The sequence below is a fragment of the Komarekiella delphini-convector SJRDD-AB1 genome, from assembly GCF_014831675.1.
GTDB lineage: Bacteria > Cyanobacteriota > Cyanobacteriia > Cyanobacteriales > Nostocaceae > Komarekiella.
On record NZ_VJXY01000036.1, the window covers coordinates 1 to 15,996 of the forward strand.

Here is a 15,996-nt window from a genome sequence, read left to right on the forward strand (position 1 = left end):
GAGCAAACACCTTCCGCGCCTTCAATCCCACCCAATCAGAAGAAACCTACTCAATGGTGACGGCAAACCGTTTCTGGTCACAGATATTCGGGATTGCCTTCTCCAACAAGCGCTGGCTGCACTTCTTCATGCTGTTTGTGCCAGTTACAGGCTTGTGGATGAGCGCCGTCGGCATCGTCGGTTTGGCACTCAACCTACGGGCTTATGACTTCGTTTCCCAAGAATTGCGAGCAGCAGAAGACCCAGAGTTTGAAACTTTCTATACCAAAAACATTTTGCTGAATGAGGGCATCCGCGCTTGGATGGCTCCTCAAGATCAACCTCACGAACAATTTGTATTCCCTGAGGAAGTTCTACCTCGCGGTAACGCTCTCTAAGAATGATCAGAAACAAATTAAAAGTGACCATGATTCTGATTAAGGGCTATGGTTTGAGGAAATCTAGCACTAATCAGAGAATGTAAAGCCTGCGGTTAGTTATAGTTGAAGCAAAAAATTGTGAAAAGCGCAACCATTGCTTCCCAAAATATCCTAGGCAAAAGCCAGAAAAGTGCCAAAATTATCCATTACTTAGTACTCCTCCACCAAAAGGTGGGGGTTTTTCTATTTATGGTTAATATCTCTAAATTTATGTGTTATCTTAAATAAAGATTACAAGCTCAGAGCAACAACGCTCTGCCTTTTTGAAACTAAGACCGCTTAGGCAACAAGGAGGTGATGCCCATGATTGAAAGTAGTAAATGCATGGGTCATCAGGTTGCAGTTAGCCGGCTGTGTGCCGGGGCTGTTCTCTAAAAGCAAGCCTTAGTCATCTTGAGAGACTAAGTTAGCTCAAGTAGCTAGGCAAGCTCGGAGTTCCTTCCGGCAGTCTGGTTGCAACCTGAAGACCCGCTAGACCGCTCTGAATTAGATTTCCTAATCTAATTCAGAGCGGATAGTTTTTTATGGGTGACTTTTAATTTATCAATCCTTGCTCTTGAAAGCTTAGATGCAAGTGACGTTAAAGTATTTATTAACAAAAAAATATCTTCATCAATCCTTGGTAATTTACTAGGCGTGAACAAAAGTGTCCATGTCCTTGGACAAACTTGAATATAGATATAGATACATTATTTAGTTACTCGATCCTCACATACCTTATTTATATAAAGTGATGAGAGGAGTTTCGCCAAATAAAGCGTAAGAAGTGATAAAGCTATAAGCAGATGTGCATCCAACTTGCACTTTGGAAAACTTAGTAAGTCAAGAGTTAGGAGTATTTTTCTTTTTGCTTCTGACTCCTGACTCTTAAGTGAATATGTAACTTGAATGCTGATTAGCTTAAACGAGGGACTTTTAATATGGCAAAACTACTTTCTGAGGCTGAAATCCAAGAACAGGCAAGCGCTCTGTCAGATTGGATAGTTGAAAAGTCCAAGTTGCAGACTACCCGCAAATTTAAGGATTTTATCCAAGCAATTGAGTTTGTAAATAAGCTGGTGGAACCGGCTGAGTCTGCGGGACATCATCCAGATATAGAAATTTCTTACAACAAAGTGAAGATTACACTCACGACACATGATGCAGGTGGGTTGACGCAGAAGGATTTTGATATAGCAGAGGTAATTTCCCAAATCAACTAAGTAATTTCTCTTGCAAGCTGCCAAGTGTCTAAAGCCTTTAGCGGTTTATCTAAATAGGGATTAGTAAATGCCCAAAACCTTACTCCCTGCTTAGATATATAGATAACTTATGTGTGACAGTTATCAATGCGATCGCTCCTATCTTGCCATCCCAATCAGGTGTTTTATAATGTTATGATATAAAGATATGTTTTTGCATAAGTTAATTGCATAAATTTTTAACGATAAGTTAATCAGTTATTAGCTTTGCAAAAACTAAAATTGTAGTAATGGCAACTATGCTTCATCCACAGGTTTCAATGAGATGTCGCATTTTTGAGAATTAGGTGCAACAAAGGCAATTATCTATACAAGGTGTGAGGAGAAAAGGAAAGATGTCTAATCTCTTATGGAAATCATTAGTGGTTAGTCCAGCAGTTTTGGGAGCAACATTGTTAGTTTCAACAACAGCAATTGCGGCTCCAAATACCACCAATGAAGTATCACCAGCTGAGCAACCAAGCGTAACCACGCTTGCTCAACAACCAGAGTTGTTGGCTCAAACAGCTAATGATGCCAACGTTTTAGATCAAGTTAACCGCTACAGTAACGAAGGCAACAAGAACAGTACCCAGGCTCAGGTAACATCGGTTTCTCAGTTTTCCGACGTACAACCTACCGATTGGGCATTCCAAGCATTGCAGTCCTTAGTTGAGCGCTATGGTTGTATTGCGGGTTATCCCAATGGCACTTATCGCGGTAATCGTGCTCTGACCCGTTATGAATTTGCCGCTGGTTTAAATGCCTGTTTGGATCGGGTTAATGAATTAATTGCCACAGCAACAGCTGACTTGGTAACTAAACAAGACTTAGCCACTTTACAGCGGTTACAAGAAGAATTCTCCGCAGAACTGGCAACCCTACGCGGTCGTGTCGATTCCTTAGAAGCGCGTACCGCTGAATTGGAAGCAAATCAGTTCTCTACTACCACCAAGCTAGTTGGTGAAGCTATTTTTGCTGTTAGTGATGCTTTTGGTGATGGAACTGGTGATGCTAACAACACCGTCTTCCAAAACAGAGTACGTTTAGGCTTGCAAACCAGTTTCACTGGTAGAGACGTTTTGACCACCCGTCTTGCGGCTGGTAATTCACAAGCCTTTGCAATCCAAGATACTGCCGGAAACCCTATTCCCAGTTCTGAAGGCGCTCAAACTTTCCAAATCGGTAGTACTGGTGACAACAGCGTTGATATAGACAGACTGACCTATGAAGTACCCATAGGCCCAGCTCAGGTTTACCTCGCAGCTGCCGGAGGACGACACAGCCATTATGCTGCTGTAAACAACCCATACTTTTTTGACAAAACTGACGGTGGTAATGGCGCTTTATCTGCCTTTTCTTCTGAAAGCCCCATCTATCGGATTGGTGGTGGCGCAGGTGTAGCACTTAACATACCTTTTGGTCAAGGTGGCGGTATTCTAAGACCCAGTTCAGTTACAGTGGGTTACTTGTCATCAGAAGCCAATGCTCCTGGTGCAAGTCAAGGTGTATTCAACGGTGACTATGCAGCTCTAGGTCAGTTGAACTTTAGTGTTGGCGATCGCTTAGCTTTAGCAGCCACCTATGTTCATGGATATAATGGCGCAGGTAGTGCTCTATTTGATTCTGGTCTGAATCTGACTAACGCTGGTGGTGTTCCCCTTGGTGTAGTAGGTACTCAACAAGCCAACACCTTGGCTAACTCATCTTCCAGTAACTCCTACGGTCTGTCAGCGGCGTTTAGACCAAGCGACAAACTGTCTGTCAGTGGCTTTGTAGCCTACACCGATGTAGTAGGTTCCGGTGCGGGTGATGATTTTGAATCTTGGACTTACGGTGCTGGAGTTGCCTTATCTGATTTTGGTAAGAGAGGTAACGTATTGGGTGTCTTCGCAGGCGCACAACCTTATGCTCTCAACCGCCCAGGTTTTGGTGGTGGCGATGTACCATATCAAATTGAAGGCTTCTACAAATATCGTGTGTCGGATAACGTTTCAATCACTCCTGGCGTTATTTATCTGACTTCGCCTGGTCAAAACAGCGATAACGATGATGCAATTATCGGTACACTCAGAACAACCTTTACCTTCTAGAGTGTTGAAAACTAACTTGCAATTTTAAATCCTATTGCTCCCCGCCATCAGGCGGGGTTTTTTGTTTTTAGGAACGGCAACAAACCCTAGCGGGGAACCGGAGTATACTGGAAAAAGAAGGAGTTATAAGTTGAAAATTCAAAACTCCTAACTCACGTCGTAACAAACTTTTTCTAAACAAGCTTTTTTGATAGAGGTGAGCAGGATCAAGTTTATAGCGCGTAAAATTCTAACTACTAATTCTTAACTTAATTGCTGCCTGTGGAACTATCGTGTAAATCTGAATACGCCATTCTTGCCCTGTTAGAAATGGCTTCTCATTACGAAAGTGGCGAACCACTGCAAATTCGACAAATTGCAGCACAACAAAACATACCCGATCGCTATTTGGAACAGCTACTAGCAACTTTGAGGCGTGGAGGTATAGTTAAAAGTCAACGCGGGTCAAAAGGCGGTTATTTTTTGACGCGAGAACCTCGAAGAATAAAACTTTTAGAGATTTTAGGCTGTTTGGAAGGTTTGGATATGGGAACGAATGAAGAAGATACTAATACTAAAACTATAGACAGTTCTGTTATAGAAGAAATCTGGCTAGAAGCATCTCAGGCTGCGAACGCAGTGTTGCAAAACTATACACTTCAAGATCTCTGTGAAAAACGAGAATCACGTCGGCAACTAGATATCATGTATTACATTTAGTCATTAGTTGTTTAACTAATGACCAAGAGAGCAAAAACAACTGACTAATAAATATTTACTAATAACTAAGGACTAATTATGCGAATTGCTCGTAACATCACAGAACTCGTTGGTCGTACACCTCTAGTGCAATTGAACCGCATTCCTGAAGCAGAAGGGTGTGTTGCTCAAATTTTGGTGAAACTAGAAAGTCTGAATCCATCCGCATCAGTTAAAGACCGGATTGGAGTAAGTATGATTAATACTGCCGAGGAAGAGGGGCTAATAACTCCTCGCAAGACGGTTTTGGTGGAACCCACCTCTGGAAATACAGGAATTGCCCTAGCAATGGCAGCAGCAGCTAAGGGTTATCGATTAGTTTTGACAATGCCAGAGACGATGAGTGGAGAGCGACGGGCAATGTTGCGGGCCTATGGAGCTGAACTAGAACTAACACCGGGTGCTGAGGGGATGAGTGGGGCAATTCGGCGGGCACAGGAGATAGTTGACAGTATGCCGAATGCTTATATGTTGCAACAGTTCCGTAATCCAGCAAATGTAAAAGTGCATCGAGAAACTACAGCTGAGGAAATCTGGGAAGATACTGATGGACAGGTTGATATAATTGTGGCGGGGGTCGGAACAGGTGGTACGATCACTGGTGTAGCAGAAGTAATTAAAACACGCAAGCCGAGTTTTCAGGCGATCGCCGTTGAACCGGCCAATAGTCCAGTATTGTCTGGCGGACGACCTGGGCCACACAAAATTCAAGGAATTGGCGCTGGGTTTATTCCCCAAGTACTCAAGATAAAATTGATTGATGAAGTGATTACCGTCACCGATGAAGAAGCGATCGCATTTGGTCGGCGTTTGGCAAGAGAAGAAGGACTACTATCTGGTATTTCCAGTGGAGCCGCCTTGTGTGCGGCGATTCAAGTTGCCCAGCGTCAAGAAAACAAAGGACGCTTAATTGTGATGATTCAGCCCAGTTTTGGAGAGAGATATCTAAGTACACCATTGTTCCAAGACCTAGAGGCAAGGGTAGCAGCTAGCGTCAGCTAACGATAAATTAGATGAATGGCCGATTCTAACCACTACGAAACACTCAAAGTTAGTCAAAATGCCAGCCAAGCGGAGATTAAGCAAGCTTATCGCCGCTTGGTAAAATTATTTCATCCTGACAGTAATCAGGAAACAGCGGATAACGAGCGGATTATCCACATCAATGCCGCGTATGAAGTCTTAGGCGATACTCATAATCGTCTCAATTATGACCAACAACTACGAAATGGCTCTCAAAAAGTAAATAGCGATCGCCAACAGCGTACTGCTTCTGCTCAAAAGCGTTACAAAGCAACACGGCAAACCGGACGGGATGCTGACGAACAAGTTGATGAATGGCTGCGCCGAGTTTATCAACCAGTCAATCGCCTGCTTTGTAGCATTCTCTATTCACTAGAGGAACAAATGGAGCAATTAGCTGCTGATCCCTTTGATGATGAGTTACTAGAAGAATTTCAGGAATACTTACAAACTTGCCGAGATGAGTTCAAGCAGGCACAAATGACTCTTCGCTCCCTACCGAATCCTCCTAGTTTAGCAAGAGTAGCAGCTCACCTCTACTACAGCCTCAGTCAAGTAGGAGATGGGTTAGAAGAGTTAGCTTACTTCCCTTTGAGCTACGATGATCGTTATTTACACACAGGTCTAGAGCTATTCCGCATAGCTGAAAGATTGCATTGTGAGGCGCAAGCATCGGTTGAATAGTTAATGTCATTTGTCATTAGTCGTTTGTCCTTTGCTAATGACTGATGACAAAGTAAACAAAAATTAGTTTATGCTGGAAGCAGTGAAAGGTTAAGAAATTTTAATTTTTGCTCTCAGTATACTCATGCAATGCATTGTTAATCGCCGTGCTCAGTTTTCAGCAAGTCATCGCTATTGGTTGCCAGAACTAAGTGAAGCCGAGAATATTGAAAAATTTGGTGCTTGCTCTAGATTTCCCGGACATGGACATAACTATGTATTATTTATCTCCCTAGCCGGGGAATTAGACAAATATGGCATGGTGCTGAACTTGTCCGACGTGAAACACGTAATTAAACGGGAAGTTACTAGCCAATTGGACTTCTTTTATCTCAACGATGTGTGGACAGAATTTCAACAAACTTTACCCACCACTGAGAATATTGCACGGGTTATTTGGCAGCGACTATCACCCCACTTGCCTTTAGTCCGTGTACAGTTATTTGAACATCCTGAACTTTGGGCAGATTATATGGGAAACGGAATGGAAGCCTACCTGACCATTAGCACTCACTTTAGCGCCGCCCATCGGCTGGCTCACCCCAAACTCAGTAACGAAGAAAACACTGAGATTTACGGGAAGTGTGCCCGTCCTCACGGTCACGGACACAACTACCATTTAGAAGTCACTGTGAAAGGGGAAATTGATCCGCGCACTGGCATGATTGTTGACTTAGGTGCTCTGAATCAGGTGATAGAAGATCATGTGCTTGAGCCGTTCGATCACACCTTTTTAAATAAAGATATTGCTTACTTTGCCGAGGTCGTGCCCACTGCTGAGAATATTGCACTTTACATTAGTAATTTACTGCGATCGCCTATTCAGGAATTGGGAGCCAAGCTTTACAAAGTTAAACTGATTGAAAGTCCCAATAACTCCTGCGAAATATACTGTACTGAGTCAGAATCCAATTTAGTCAATAACGTCATGAATGAGCCTGTTTTGGCAAAAGTTTAAGTAATTGGTAATAGGTAATTATTTTTACCATTACCTATTATTTACTAGTATTTCATTGCTTTAGTTTGCCAGCCTCAAACGAAAAGAATTCAAGGCTAGAAAAGTTTACTCACCAAGCAGTTGAAACCAGGTAGCAAAGGACTTGTCAATTCATCCTGGCTAAATAAAGTAACTGCTAGTTTTAAGGCAGCCTGTTCACAACGATAAACCTCAACTTTCTTCTGTATGCCATCGCAAATCCAATATTCTTGACCCCCTTGCACCGAGTAAAGCTTTAACTTTGATTCCCTGTCACGTTTTTCGTTTTTTTCACCGGGCGACAGAACTTCTACTACTAACTCTGGTGCGCCCATCAGGTGTCCAGCCTCATCTAGCAAGCGTTCTAAGCGTTCATAACTCGCCCACACCACATCAGGGATCACATTGTCGGCATCTGAGAAAATAATTCCTGGGGCAATCGCAGCCTTACCTAGACCACATTTCATCTGACCAAATTTTAAGAAATGTACCAACATTGATGCATGTCGCCTGATGATCCCAGTGAGGCGCTTTAGTCACAAATAATTCTCCATCAATAATCTCATAGCGATTTCTGCGTTCACGAAGTGTCTCGGAACGAGAATCGCCTGCAAATAGCTCTAAGTCGGCAGTCGTCCAACGCACTGGAGTTGTTTGCATAAAAACCCCCTAGCATTTTTCTAAATAATATTTCAAAAATATCGACGACGTGCGGAATGTCGCAAATAACGATAAATTATCCAGGCTAGAATTCCGAAAATGAGATTTAGCGAAATTTTTCTAAGCATAAACCACATTATCTCAGTATCAAAAAGCTGCGACAAACGCAAAGGGCTAAGTTGTCTTGCTAAGATAAACAGCCCAAAAATAGCATTTCCACCCAGTATAAGAGCAAACATCACTAAACCTCGTTGCCAGTAACGATGCTGGGGTGTATAACCTGATATCAAGGTAATAGGGGGTTTGCCTTGCACTTTTTGCAGTAATTGCTCCAGTCGCCAAAACATCCACAGCAGCAACGGAAATAAACCATAGCTAAGGTAACGTAAGGGTGGTGAGTAACGCCAAGCACTAGATAGGACATTGACTAGGGCATGACAGATTACAGCATTAAGCCAAGCCCAAAGAACAAGCTTCTTATGTCGATGCAAACGTATCCTGGAGGAAATATATATTCCCAGGGCATATCCCCAAGGAGCAGAAAACATAGCGTGGACTGGCGTGCCGATGCTACGGTCAAGAATTGATGCTGTGCCGTGGAAAAGGTAAATCCAGTTCTCTTGGGCGGTGAATCCGAGAGCAACAGCTATGGTGAAGAGAAAAATGGTAGCAGGGAGTAATCGATACCTACGTTGCAGATAGCAGGTTGGAACTACAACCCCTATCAACTTGCAACCTTCTTCAATTGGCCCTATTTCCACAAGCTGCCGCAAGGCTACACCAACCAGCCCAAATGTGCAGCGCCTTGTTACGAAACATCCCTGGTGCTGCCAGTCTACAAGCCAGTTGAATACAGTTTCAAAAATCCATTCGAGACTGAGAGCACAGAAACCAGATATCGCCCCAATTATAAAGAACAATAGCAAGCGTAACAAAGGTGGGGCATTTGGGACACGACAATAGTAGTAGCCCAGCAGCAGTATTGGGGGCATTACTGCCCACAGTAGTAGGAAGAAATCAACCACTCACCTGAGCAATTACTGTGCGATGACGGGGACTGTTGCCAATGATAGTAGGAACTTGGAAACCCGCCTCAACAATAGCTTGCTCAATGTCCAAAGTGAAATATTCATCTAAGTATGGTTCAGTACTTTTGAGCAATGTCAAAATGTATGCTGGCATTTTCTTGTAAATTTCAGACTTGGGATTCATGTCCATAATTGCCAAGTAGCCACCTGGACGCAACACTCGCCGCATTTCAGCAAAAATCTGTCGGGTTGCTGACTGGGGTAATTCATGGCACATCAAGAAAATAGAGACTAGATCAAAAGAGTTATCTGGTAGTCCACTAGATTCAGCTTTGGCATGAACCCAGTTAATTATTTTAGATTGACGTTGTTGGGCGCGGTAGTGAGCAACGGCTAAGAAGTAGGGAGATAAATCTAAGCCTGTGATTTGAGCGTGAGGATAAACTGCTTGTAGGGCGAAGGTACTTAAGCCGACACTGCACCCTACATCTAAAATATCTTGTGGCTCGTTAGGAATTTGGCTTTTGAGAATATTGTGGTAACTTTGGCGCAGCATTAAATCGCCTTGCGCTTCAGTACCTTGCCAAATTTTAGCGTGGACAGCGTGAGCGGCTGACTCTACCTCAAAAGCAGCTTGCCAGTTGAGATTTCCGGTTTCATAGGCATGGAATGAAGTGAGGTAGTAATCGGGATAGGAAAGTAGAGGATTTTGTACTTGAGCTAGATCAGTTTTCCAATCACGTGCCTGTAGTGTTTCAACTTCTCGCGTCCAAGGCACGCCGATTTTCTCAGCGCGTTTAATCATCATTTGTCTAGCTTGATGCTTGGCCAGGTTAGCTAAAGGCTTAATTGCCAGTATGGCATTCACCAAGCGGGAAGCTAAGCCAGGGGCAGTATTTACAGCAGCGGTCATAAGTCAGTTTGCGTTGAATAGCCTTTTCTACTTATGACATACTTGCTGCAAACCAGTCTAGAAGCAAATTTAATTATATAACGACAGTCTGTCTCCCCTGATTATCACAGAAACTTGACATATGCAAATTACCAAGATTCTTGGAAGATGCAAGTAATACTGGTATTTAATTTATTTTTATCAGAGAAATTTATTTAAGACTGGTAAAATTTCGATACTTAGCAAAATCTATCTCAACGGAGATGGCAAAAGCTCAGGTGTCATTTAAAAGAAAACTACTATCAACTTCTCGATAGAAAATTATGGCAAGAGCAAGAAGAAGAGTAAGTGGCTTTTTAAGAGATTTTCAAGAATTTGCCCTAAAAGGCAATGTAGTTGACTTAGCGATCGCTGTCATTATTGGTACTGCCTTTGGCAAGATAATCACCTCTTTTGTTGAAGATGTGATTATGCCATTGATTAACCCTTTGGTGAGTTTAAGTGGTAAAGACTGGAGAACAATCACTATTGGGCCAGGAATCGCTATCGGGAAGTTTCTCGGTGCAATAGTTGACTTTTTAGTCATTGCTTTAATTTTATTTTTAGCAATTCAAGCCTTACAAAGATTCAAAAGACAAGAAGAAGTCGCTGATAACTCCCCACCAGACCCTAATCTTGTAGCTCAGGAAAGACTAACTGGCGCGTTGGATAGGCTGACCCAAACCTTGGAATCTCGGAATAATCAAGTCTTGTAAGTGGGGATTGGGGATTGAGAAGAATATTAATACTCAATACCTAATCCCTAATTCTTCTACTTTGTTGTATTCGGTTTAAGAGCTAACAACATCTCTAATTCACTAGTGGATTTATCGGGGCTAGTAGCAGTAACACCAAGACCACGAATAGAACTCAGGATAGCATTGGCTTCAGGCGGGATAGGTTGACCTTGTGCCGCGAAACGATTTACTAGGGACACAGTTCTATCCATGTCCAGGTAGAAATAGCCACCGTTGGGTTTTTGCAAAGAACCAGTAATAGTTTTGAAGGTGTCGCTACTGTCGAGAGGTTGACTCTTACGATCTGCTACTGCTTCAGCAACAGGGCCACCAATAGCCACAAACAAGGTATCTTGATCCAGCCAACCATGCGCTAATAAAGCTCCTTGTTGGGGGATCTGCCATTCAGTGACGTCTTTACCAGCGATATTTCTTTTGGTGATATTGATTTGTTGTGTTTTGGCGAGGGTATCCAATTTTGTGAAAGTGCCTTCTGCCGTTTTGCGATCGCTGGTATCAAATACTAAAGCTCCCCCAAAACCAACACTCGCCAACACACCTTGATTAGAGGGAATCGCACCGAAGCCAAATTCCCCATTCATCCACCCGAAAACCTCTCTATCAAGGTCAATATTCACTTGTTTGAGTTGTCCACGCGCCTGTTCAACTACTTGCTTAAATTCCGGGTAATCTTTTGACTGCTCTACTAGCGTTTGCCAGCCTTGACTGATACCCTGTCCGCTAACTAAAGCAAAAGTCTCAGCGGGAAATTGTCCCACTATCGTCGCGGGAGTTGTTTGATATTGGAATTTGCTCAGCTGCGGATCTAAATTGGCGATCGCTTTTACCCGCACTCCTCCATCATCAACTCCAACACCCGCTACCATAGATTTCACCTGCTTTAGTTGTGTCAGGGTTTGTGGTGGTAACTTTGTCGCCTGCGGATTTGTAGCTAGCAATTGCTGTACCATGCCTGCATAGTCAGGCACATAGATTTGGGCCAGCGTGTTTTTGACATCCACACTTTTGGCAATAATGCTACTTGCGCCTTCTTTACTCGCAAAGGATGGCTGTCCTTTAAAGGTGTCGATTGCCTTTTCTACAGCTTGTCTTTCGGGAGAAAATGCTACATGGCTATTATTCAAAACAACACTATATGTCGGTTTGCCATTTTCTATAGTTTCTGTAATTTTTTGACCTTGATAGTCAGATTCCTGGATTTTGACCCCTTTTTGTTCCTTTAATTTATTAGCAAAATTCAAGGCACTGAGTTTGTCTTTAATACCTACGACCATCAGGATATTGGGTTCCTGCTGTATGTTTATTGGTGTATTAGGTGCGCCAGAAGGTACTTTTTGCTGCGCTGGTTTAGTTGGATTTGGTGGCAGCACAGCAATCATTACACCACCAACCCAAGGCTTAATGTCTTTTTCATAGGAAATATTACTGTCACTGAACACACTCTTATTAAAGTCTTCCAGACCTTTTGCCACTAACTTTTGTGCTTCTGGAGTGCCAAACTGCTGTAACTTTGCCCAAGCTTGAGGATCAGTGGTAATATAAGTTGCGAATAATGCTGTTGAAGGTATCACTTTAGCGCTGCCCAGAGCGCCAGAGCTATCCCCTAACGGGCCTTTAAAATACATATAAGCTGCTACACTTCCTGCCACAACTACAGCAGCACCAACAGCAGGAATTAAAAACTTTGATTTACTTTCAGGCATTTTTTGTTATCCTCTTTTCCTCAAATTGTCACCGACATTTATACAAGCGTTATTGGAGAGTTTTCTGATTTATTAATAATTTCTACTAATTGATCGGTATTTACTGATAAAATTAGTAGTCCTACAAACTAGCAGTATGGAATTACTCTAAAAAATACTTCAATGGGATGAGAAGCGAATCCGCAAATGATATGTTGTTCATCTCAAAAAAAATAGCACGCTCAACAGCGGCAAGTTATCCTAAGTTATAAGCATACTTAGGAACATTTGTACTTAATAAAAATTTATCGAGGTGCAAGAAATTCTTGACCCGATTACACAAAAGTGCAAAATAACAGCTTACATCAGGAAAAGTAAATGTGGGAGGGATATGGAGAGAAGTCTGAGCGGAGCGCTCTGGTTAAAGCAGAGGTTTCCGACGCTACGCACAGTCGCTCTAAGCGTCTTGTAAAGAAGGACGAACAGACGCCAGTGACGCTCCTGCGTCGCTACCGCTACGCTAATGCACAAGTTGGGGAACCCGCCCAAGCGATTGGCTCAACTTTGTAACAGAGGGTTTCTCTGTAGACGCGTAATCCTGCAAAGAAGCAAGCTACGCCTTAATTGGTTAGAGAAACGTCTTGTTATCATACATGGGAGCTTCGGGAGAGATTGATTCAAATCCCCCAACCCCAGCGAAGAGTTTTTACCCTCACACGCCCTGTTGATTTGAGAAATACACCCAATAACAGCTATTGTTCTTAATTACATCCAGCCAGACTTTTCAGGATTACAAGGTAGGTCAGTAAGGATCAATGTCGCAGTCTTATTTTGATACAGAGAATAACGGACACAAATCTTTTGAGTTACCGGGAGCAAGACCACACTACAACCCTGATCGCCCCGGACAAGTAGAGCATATTTTTTTAGATCTTAGCTTGGATATTCCTAACCAAAGCTACCACGGTAATTGTAGCATTCGTCTCTTGCCAATCCGTAATGGGATTGAGCGTTTAACTTTGGATGCTGTCAACCTGAATATCGAATCTGTGCAGGTAGACGAAGTGCAGCAAAATTTTGATTACGATGGAGAGCAGCTTTCCATCAGACTTTCTGAGACGACGCAAATTGATAAACGCTTGTTAATTGCGATCGCCTACTCAGTAGCAAAACCGCAACGCGGTATTTACTTTATTCAACCAGACAAGCATTACCCGAACAAGCCCACCCAAGTCTGGACTCAAGGAGAAGATGAAGACTCTCGCTACTGGTTTCCTTGCTTTGACTACCCAGGACAACTGTCAACTTCAGAAATTCGCGTCCGCGTTCCTAAACCTCTCATTGCCATTTCTAACGGCGAACTTATTGACACCGAGGACGATGGTAACGATAAAATCTACCATTGGTCACAACAGCAAGTTCATCCTACCTACTTGATGACTCTAGCAGTAGGAGACTTTGCTGAAATTCGGGATGAGTGGAAGGGTAAACCCGTTACCTATTACGTGGAAAAAGGACGCGAGGAAGATGCCAAACGCAGCATGGGCAAAACTCCCCGCATGATTGAATTCTTGAGTGAAAAGTATGGTTATCCCTATGCTTTTCCGAAATATGCCCAAGTTTGTGTCGATGACTTCATCTTTGGCGGAATGGAAAATACCTCTGCAACTCTACTCACAGATAGATGCTTGTTAGATGAACGCGCCGCCTTAGATAACCGCAATACAGAAAGTTTAGTCGTTCACGAACTCGCACACCAGTGGTTTGGTGATTTGGTGGTGATCAAGCATTGGTCTCATGCTTGGATAAAAGAAGGAATGGCTTCTTACTCTGAAGTGATGTGGACAGAACACGAATATAGCCTACAAGAAGCAGCTTACTATCGTTTATTAGAAGCTCGTCGTTACCTTAGTGAAGATAGCAGCCGCTACCGCCGTCCAATGGTAACGCACGTTTACCGAGAAGCCATTGAGCTTTACGATCGCCACATCTACGAAAAAGGCTCTTGTGTTTATCACATGATTCGGGCTGAATTAGGAGATGAATTATTTTGGCAAGCAATCCAAACATTCGTCCAAGATAATGCTCACAAAACTGTAGAAACAATAGACTTACTCAGGGCAATAGAAAAAGCAACCGGACGTAATCTGTTGTTTCTTTTTGATCAATACGTTTATCGTGGTGGTCATCCCGATTTTAAAGTTGGTTATTCTTGGGATGGAGATGCTAACTTAGCAAAAGTTACAGTAACTCAAACTCAAGCGACAGCAGATCAAAATAGTAGTAAGGATTTATTTGATCTGAGAATTCCTATAGGTTTTGGCTACACCCAACAGCAAGAAGCTGTGAACCTAAAAACTTTTACGGTGCGAGTGAATGAACGTGAACAAAGCTTCTACTTTCCACTAGAAAACAAACCCCAATTTATCAGTTTTGATGTTGAGAATAACTACCTGAAAACAGTATCTTTGGAGTATCCAGTACCGGAGTTAAAGGTACAGTTAGAACTTGATCCCAACCCGATTTCTCGCATCTATGCAGCAGAAGCTTTAGCTAAAAAAGGTGGGTTAGAAGCAACGAAGGCATTGTCTGCATCATTAAAAAATGACCCATTGTGGGGTGTGCGGGTTGAAGTAGCTAAACAATTGGCACAAATTAAGTTAGACCAAGCCTTTGATGGGTTAATTCCTGGGTTGAAAGATCAAAATGCAATCGTGCGGCGAGCTGTGGTGGAAGCACTTGCTCAAATCAAAACTGCTGAAAGCTATAAAGCTGTGAAAAACCTGTTGCAGAAGGGCGATCCCAGTTACTACGTAGAAGCAATGGCATCTCGTAGTATTGGAGCGATGTCTGCGACGGGCTTCGCCTACGCATCTGCTAACTTGGAAGAAAAACCCAAGGAAGACAAAGTGCTAAAGCTGCTGAAATCAGTTTTAGAAGAAAAAGCGGGTTGGAATGAAGTAGTGCGGAGTGGAGCGATCGCTGGCTTAGCTGAATTCAAAACCTCGGAAGCAGCTTTAAATTTGCTGATAGAATACACCAAACTTGGCGTACCGCAACCTTTACGTCTAGCTGCAATTCGCGCTTTAGGAAAGATTTCTGGAGGTCAAAGTCCGGTCAATTTGGAACGGATTTTAGAAAGATTATCAGAACTCGCCAAGGAAACCTTCTTTTTAACGCAAGTGGCTGTAGCCGCAGGATTAGGACAAATGGAAACTCCTAAAGCGTCTGGAATTTTGCGATCACTAGCCGAACAAACAGCTGATGGACGTGTACGTCGCTATGCTGAAGAAGAGATTTCCAAGGTGCAAAAGAACATTGGTTCAGAACAAACGCTGCGTCAGTTGCGTGAGGAATTTGACCAACTTAAACAACAAAACCAGGAACTTAGAAGTCGCTTAGAAAACTTAGAAGCCAAATCTAAGTAGCACGACATCATAAGTATATAAGCGTAATTAACAGTAGCTATTTGGTAATTGGTAATTTTTTACCATTTTTACCAATTACTATAGCTATACTTTATCTAATTAAAATTAATTTTGTACTTGTTGAATTAAATCTTTTAAATAAGTATAAATAATTAAAAAATTTCAAATAAAACTTTTGTTCGTAGTGAAGTATTTATTGTTCTGTATATAGCAGTTCTCACTTGAGTAAGGTACACAAAGAATTGATTAATCACAGATAAACACCGATCAACACCGATAAATTTGTAACTCAGTTGACTAGAACACCGATCTAGTAT

General features: G+C 42.5%; 13 protein-coding genes and 1 pseudogene. 10 read left to right on the forward strand and 4 right to left on the reverse strand.

Annotation, left to right across the window (positions count from 1 at the left end):
• The 7 genes from FNW02_RS25625 to FNW02_RS25655 all read left to right on the forward strand — a co-directional run.
• The coding region (locus tag FNW02_RS25625; RefSeq protein ID WP_461824391.1) for a photosynthetic reaction center family protein at nucleotides 1-377 on the forward strand (377 nt) is incomplete at its 5' end.
• Nucleotides 378-1,339: 962 nt separating this feature from the next.
• Entirely contained in the window at nucleotides 1,340-1,621 is a 282-nt protein-coding gene (locus tag FNW02_RS25630; RefSeq protein WP_191760306.1) for a 4a-hydroxytetrahydrobiopterin dehydratase, read from the forward strand.
• Between the two features lie 374 nt (nucleotides 1,622-1,995).
• Nucleotides 1,996-3,732 carry an iron uptake porin gene (locus FNW02_RS25635; protein WP_191760307.1) on the forward strand — a complete coding sequence of 579 codons (1,737 nt, stop codon included), beginning with the start codon at nucleotides 1,996-1,998 and terminating at the stop codon, nucleotides 3,730-3,732.
• Nucleotides 3,733-3,993: 261 nt separating this feature from the next.
• The gene (locus FNW02_RS25640; RefSeq protein WP_191760308.1) at nucleotides 3,994-4,431 is read left to right on the forward strand and encodes an Rrf2 family transcriptional regulator; all 438 of its coding nucleotides are present in this window, start codon (nucleotides 3,994-3,996) and stop codon (nucleotides 4,429-4,431) included.
• 78 nt (nucleotides 4,432-4,509) lie between these two features.
• Entirely contained in the window at nucleotides 4,510-5,472 is a 963-nt protein-coding gene (gene cysK, locus FNW02_RS25645) for a cysteine synthase A (RefSeq protein WP_191760309.1), read from the forward strand.
• 15 nt (nucleotides 5,473-5,487) lie between these two features.
• Entirely contained in the window at nucleotides 5,488-6,177 is a 690-nt protein-coding gene (locus FNW02_RS25650) for a J domain-containing protein (protein WP_191760310.1), read from the forward strand.
• Between the two features lie 124 nt (nucleotides 6,178-6,301).
• Entirely contained in the window at nucleotides 6,302-7,174 is an 873-nt protein-coding gene (locus tag FNW02_RS25655) for a 6-carboxytetrahydropterin synthase (protein ID WP_191760311.1), read from the forward strand.
• 95 nt (nucleotides 7,175-7,269) lie between these two features.
• On the opposite strand, the pseudogene FNW02_RS25660 reads toward FNW02_RS25655, so the two are convergent.
• The 3 genes and pseudogenes from FNW02_RS25660 to FNW02_RS25670 all read right to left on the reverse strand — a co-directional run bounded on the left by FNW02_RS25660 (nucleotide 7,270) and on the right by FNW02_RS25670 (nucleotide 9,793).
• Nucleotides 7,270-7,852, reverse strand: a pseudogene (locus tag FNW02_RS25660) (Uma2 family endonuclease).
• A gap of 32 nt (nucleotides 7,853-7,884) precedes the next feature.
• Nucleotides 7,885-8,877 (reverse strand): PrsW family glutamic-type intramembrane protease, encoded by a 993-nt coding sequence (locus tag FNW02_RS25665; protein ID WP_191760312.1) that lies wholly within the window; start codon nucleotides 8,875-8,877, stop codon nucleotides 7,885-7,887.
• Nucleotides 8,870-9,793 carry a class I SAM-dependent methyltransferase gene (locus tag FNW02_RS25670; RefSeq protein ID WP_191760313.1) on the reverse strand — a complete coding sequence of 308 codons (924 nt, stop codon included), beginning with the start codon at nucleotides 9,791-9,793 and terminating at the stop codon, nucleotides 8,870-8,872. Before FNW02_RS25670 ends, FNW02_RS25665 begins: the two co-directional genes overlap by 8 nt.
• Nucleotides 9,794-10,095: 302 nt before the next feature.
• Here FNW02_RS25670 and mscL point away from each other — a divergent pair, with 302 nt between their 5' ends.
• Nucleotides 10,096-10,527 carry a large conductance mechanosensitive channel protein MscL gene (gene mscL, locus FNW02_RS25675; RefSeq protein ID WP_191760314.1) on the forward strand — a complete coding sequence of 144 codons (432 nt, stop codon included), beginning with the start codon at nucleotides 10,096-10,098 and terminating at the stop codon, nucleotides 10,525-10,527.
• 56 nt (nucleotides 10,528-10,583) lie between these two features.
• Here the strand turns inward: mscL and FNW02_RS25680 are convergent, their stop codons facing one another.
• Nucleotides 10,584-12,272, reverse strand: coding sequence for a DUF3352 domain-containing protein (locus FNW02_RS25680; RefSeq protein ID WP_191760315.1), 1,689 nt, complete (start codon nucleotides 12,270-12,272; stop codon nucleotides 10,584-10,586).
• Nucleotides 12,273-12,629: 357 nt separating this feature from the next.
• On the opposite strand from FNW02_RS25680, the gene FNW02_RS25685 reads away from it, so the two are divergent.
• Together FNW02_RS25685 and FNW02_RS25690 are read left to right on the forward strand one after the other, a co-directional pair.
• The gene (locus FNW02_RS25685) at nucleotides 12,630-12,821 is read left to right on the forward strand and encodes a hypothetical protein (RefSeq protein WP_191760316.1); all 192 of its coding nucleotides are present in this window, start codon (nucleotides 12,630-12,632) and stop codon (nucleotides 12,819-12,821) included.
• A gap of 245 nt (nucleotides 12,822-13,066) precedes the next feature.
• Nucleotides 13,067-15,679, forward strand: a complete 2,613-nt coding sequence (locus FNW02_RS25690) for a M1 family metallopeptidase (protein ID WP_191760317.1) — start codon at nucleotides 13,067-13,069, stop codon at nucleotides 15,677-15,679.
• Nucleotides 15,680-15,996: the final 317 nt, after the last annotated feature.

Excerpts from the sequence above, each read along its gene's own strand:
- FNW02_RS25655 (WP_191760311.1), top strand. The coding sequence starts at position 6,302 with ATGCAATGCATTGTTAATCGCCGTGCTCAGTTTTCAGCAAGTCATCGC.
- FNW02_RS25690 (WP_191760317.1), top strand. The coding sequence starts at position 13,067 with ATGTCGCAGTCTTATTTTGATACAGAGAATAACGGACACAAATCTTTT.
- FNW02_RS25630 (WP_191760306.1), top strand. The coding sequence starts at position 1,340 with ATGGCAAAACTACTTTCTGAGGCTGAAATCCAAGAACAGGCAAGCGCT.
- FNW02_RS25670 (WP_191760313.1), bottom strand. The coding sequence starts at position 9,793 with ATGACCGCTGCTGTAAATACTGCCCCTGGCTTAGCTTCCCGCTTGGTG.
- FNW02_RS25680 (WP_191760315.1), bottom strand. The coding sequence starts at position 12,272 with ATGCCTGAAAGTAAATCAAAGTTTTTAATTCCTGCTGTTGGTGCTGCT.
- FNW02_RS25685 (WP_191760316.1), top strand. The coding sequence starts at position 12,630 with ATGTGGGAGGGATATGGAGAGAAGTCTGAGCGGAGCGCTCTGGTTAAA.
- mscL (WP_191760314.1), top strand. The coding sequence starts at position 10,096 with ATGGCAAGAGCAAGAAGAAGAGTAAGTGGCTTTTTAAGAGATTTTCAA.
- FNW02_RS25635 (WP_191760307.1), top strand. The coding sequence starts at position 1,996 with ATGTCTAATCTCTTATGGAAATCATTAGTGGTTAGTCCAGCAGTTTTG.
- cysK (WP_191760309.1), top strand. The coding sequence starts at position 4,510 with ATGCGAATTGCTCGTAACATCACAGAACTCGTTGGTCGTACACCTCTA.
- FNW02_RS25650 (WP_191760310.1), top strand. The coding sequence starts at position 5,488 with ATGGCCGATTCTAACCACTACGAAACACTCAAAGTTAGTCAAAATGCC.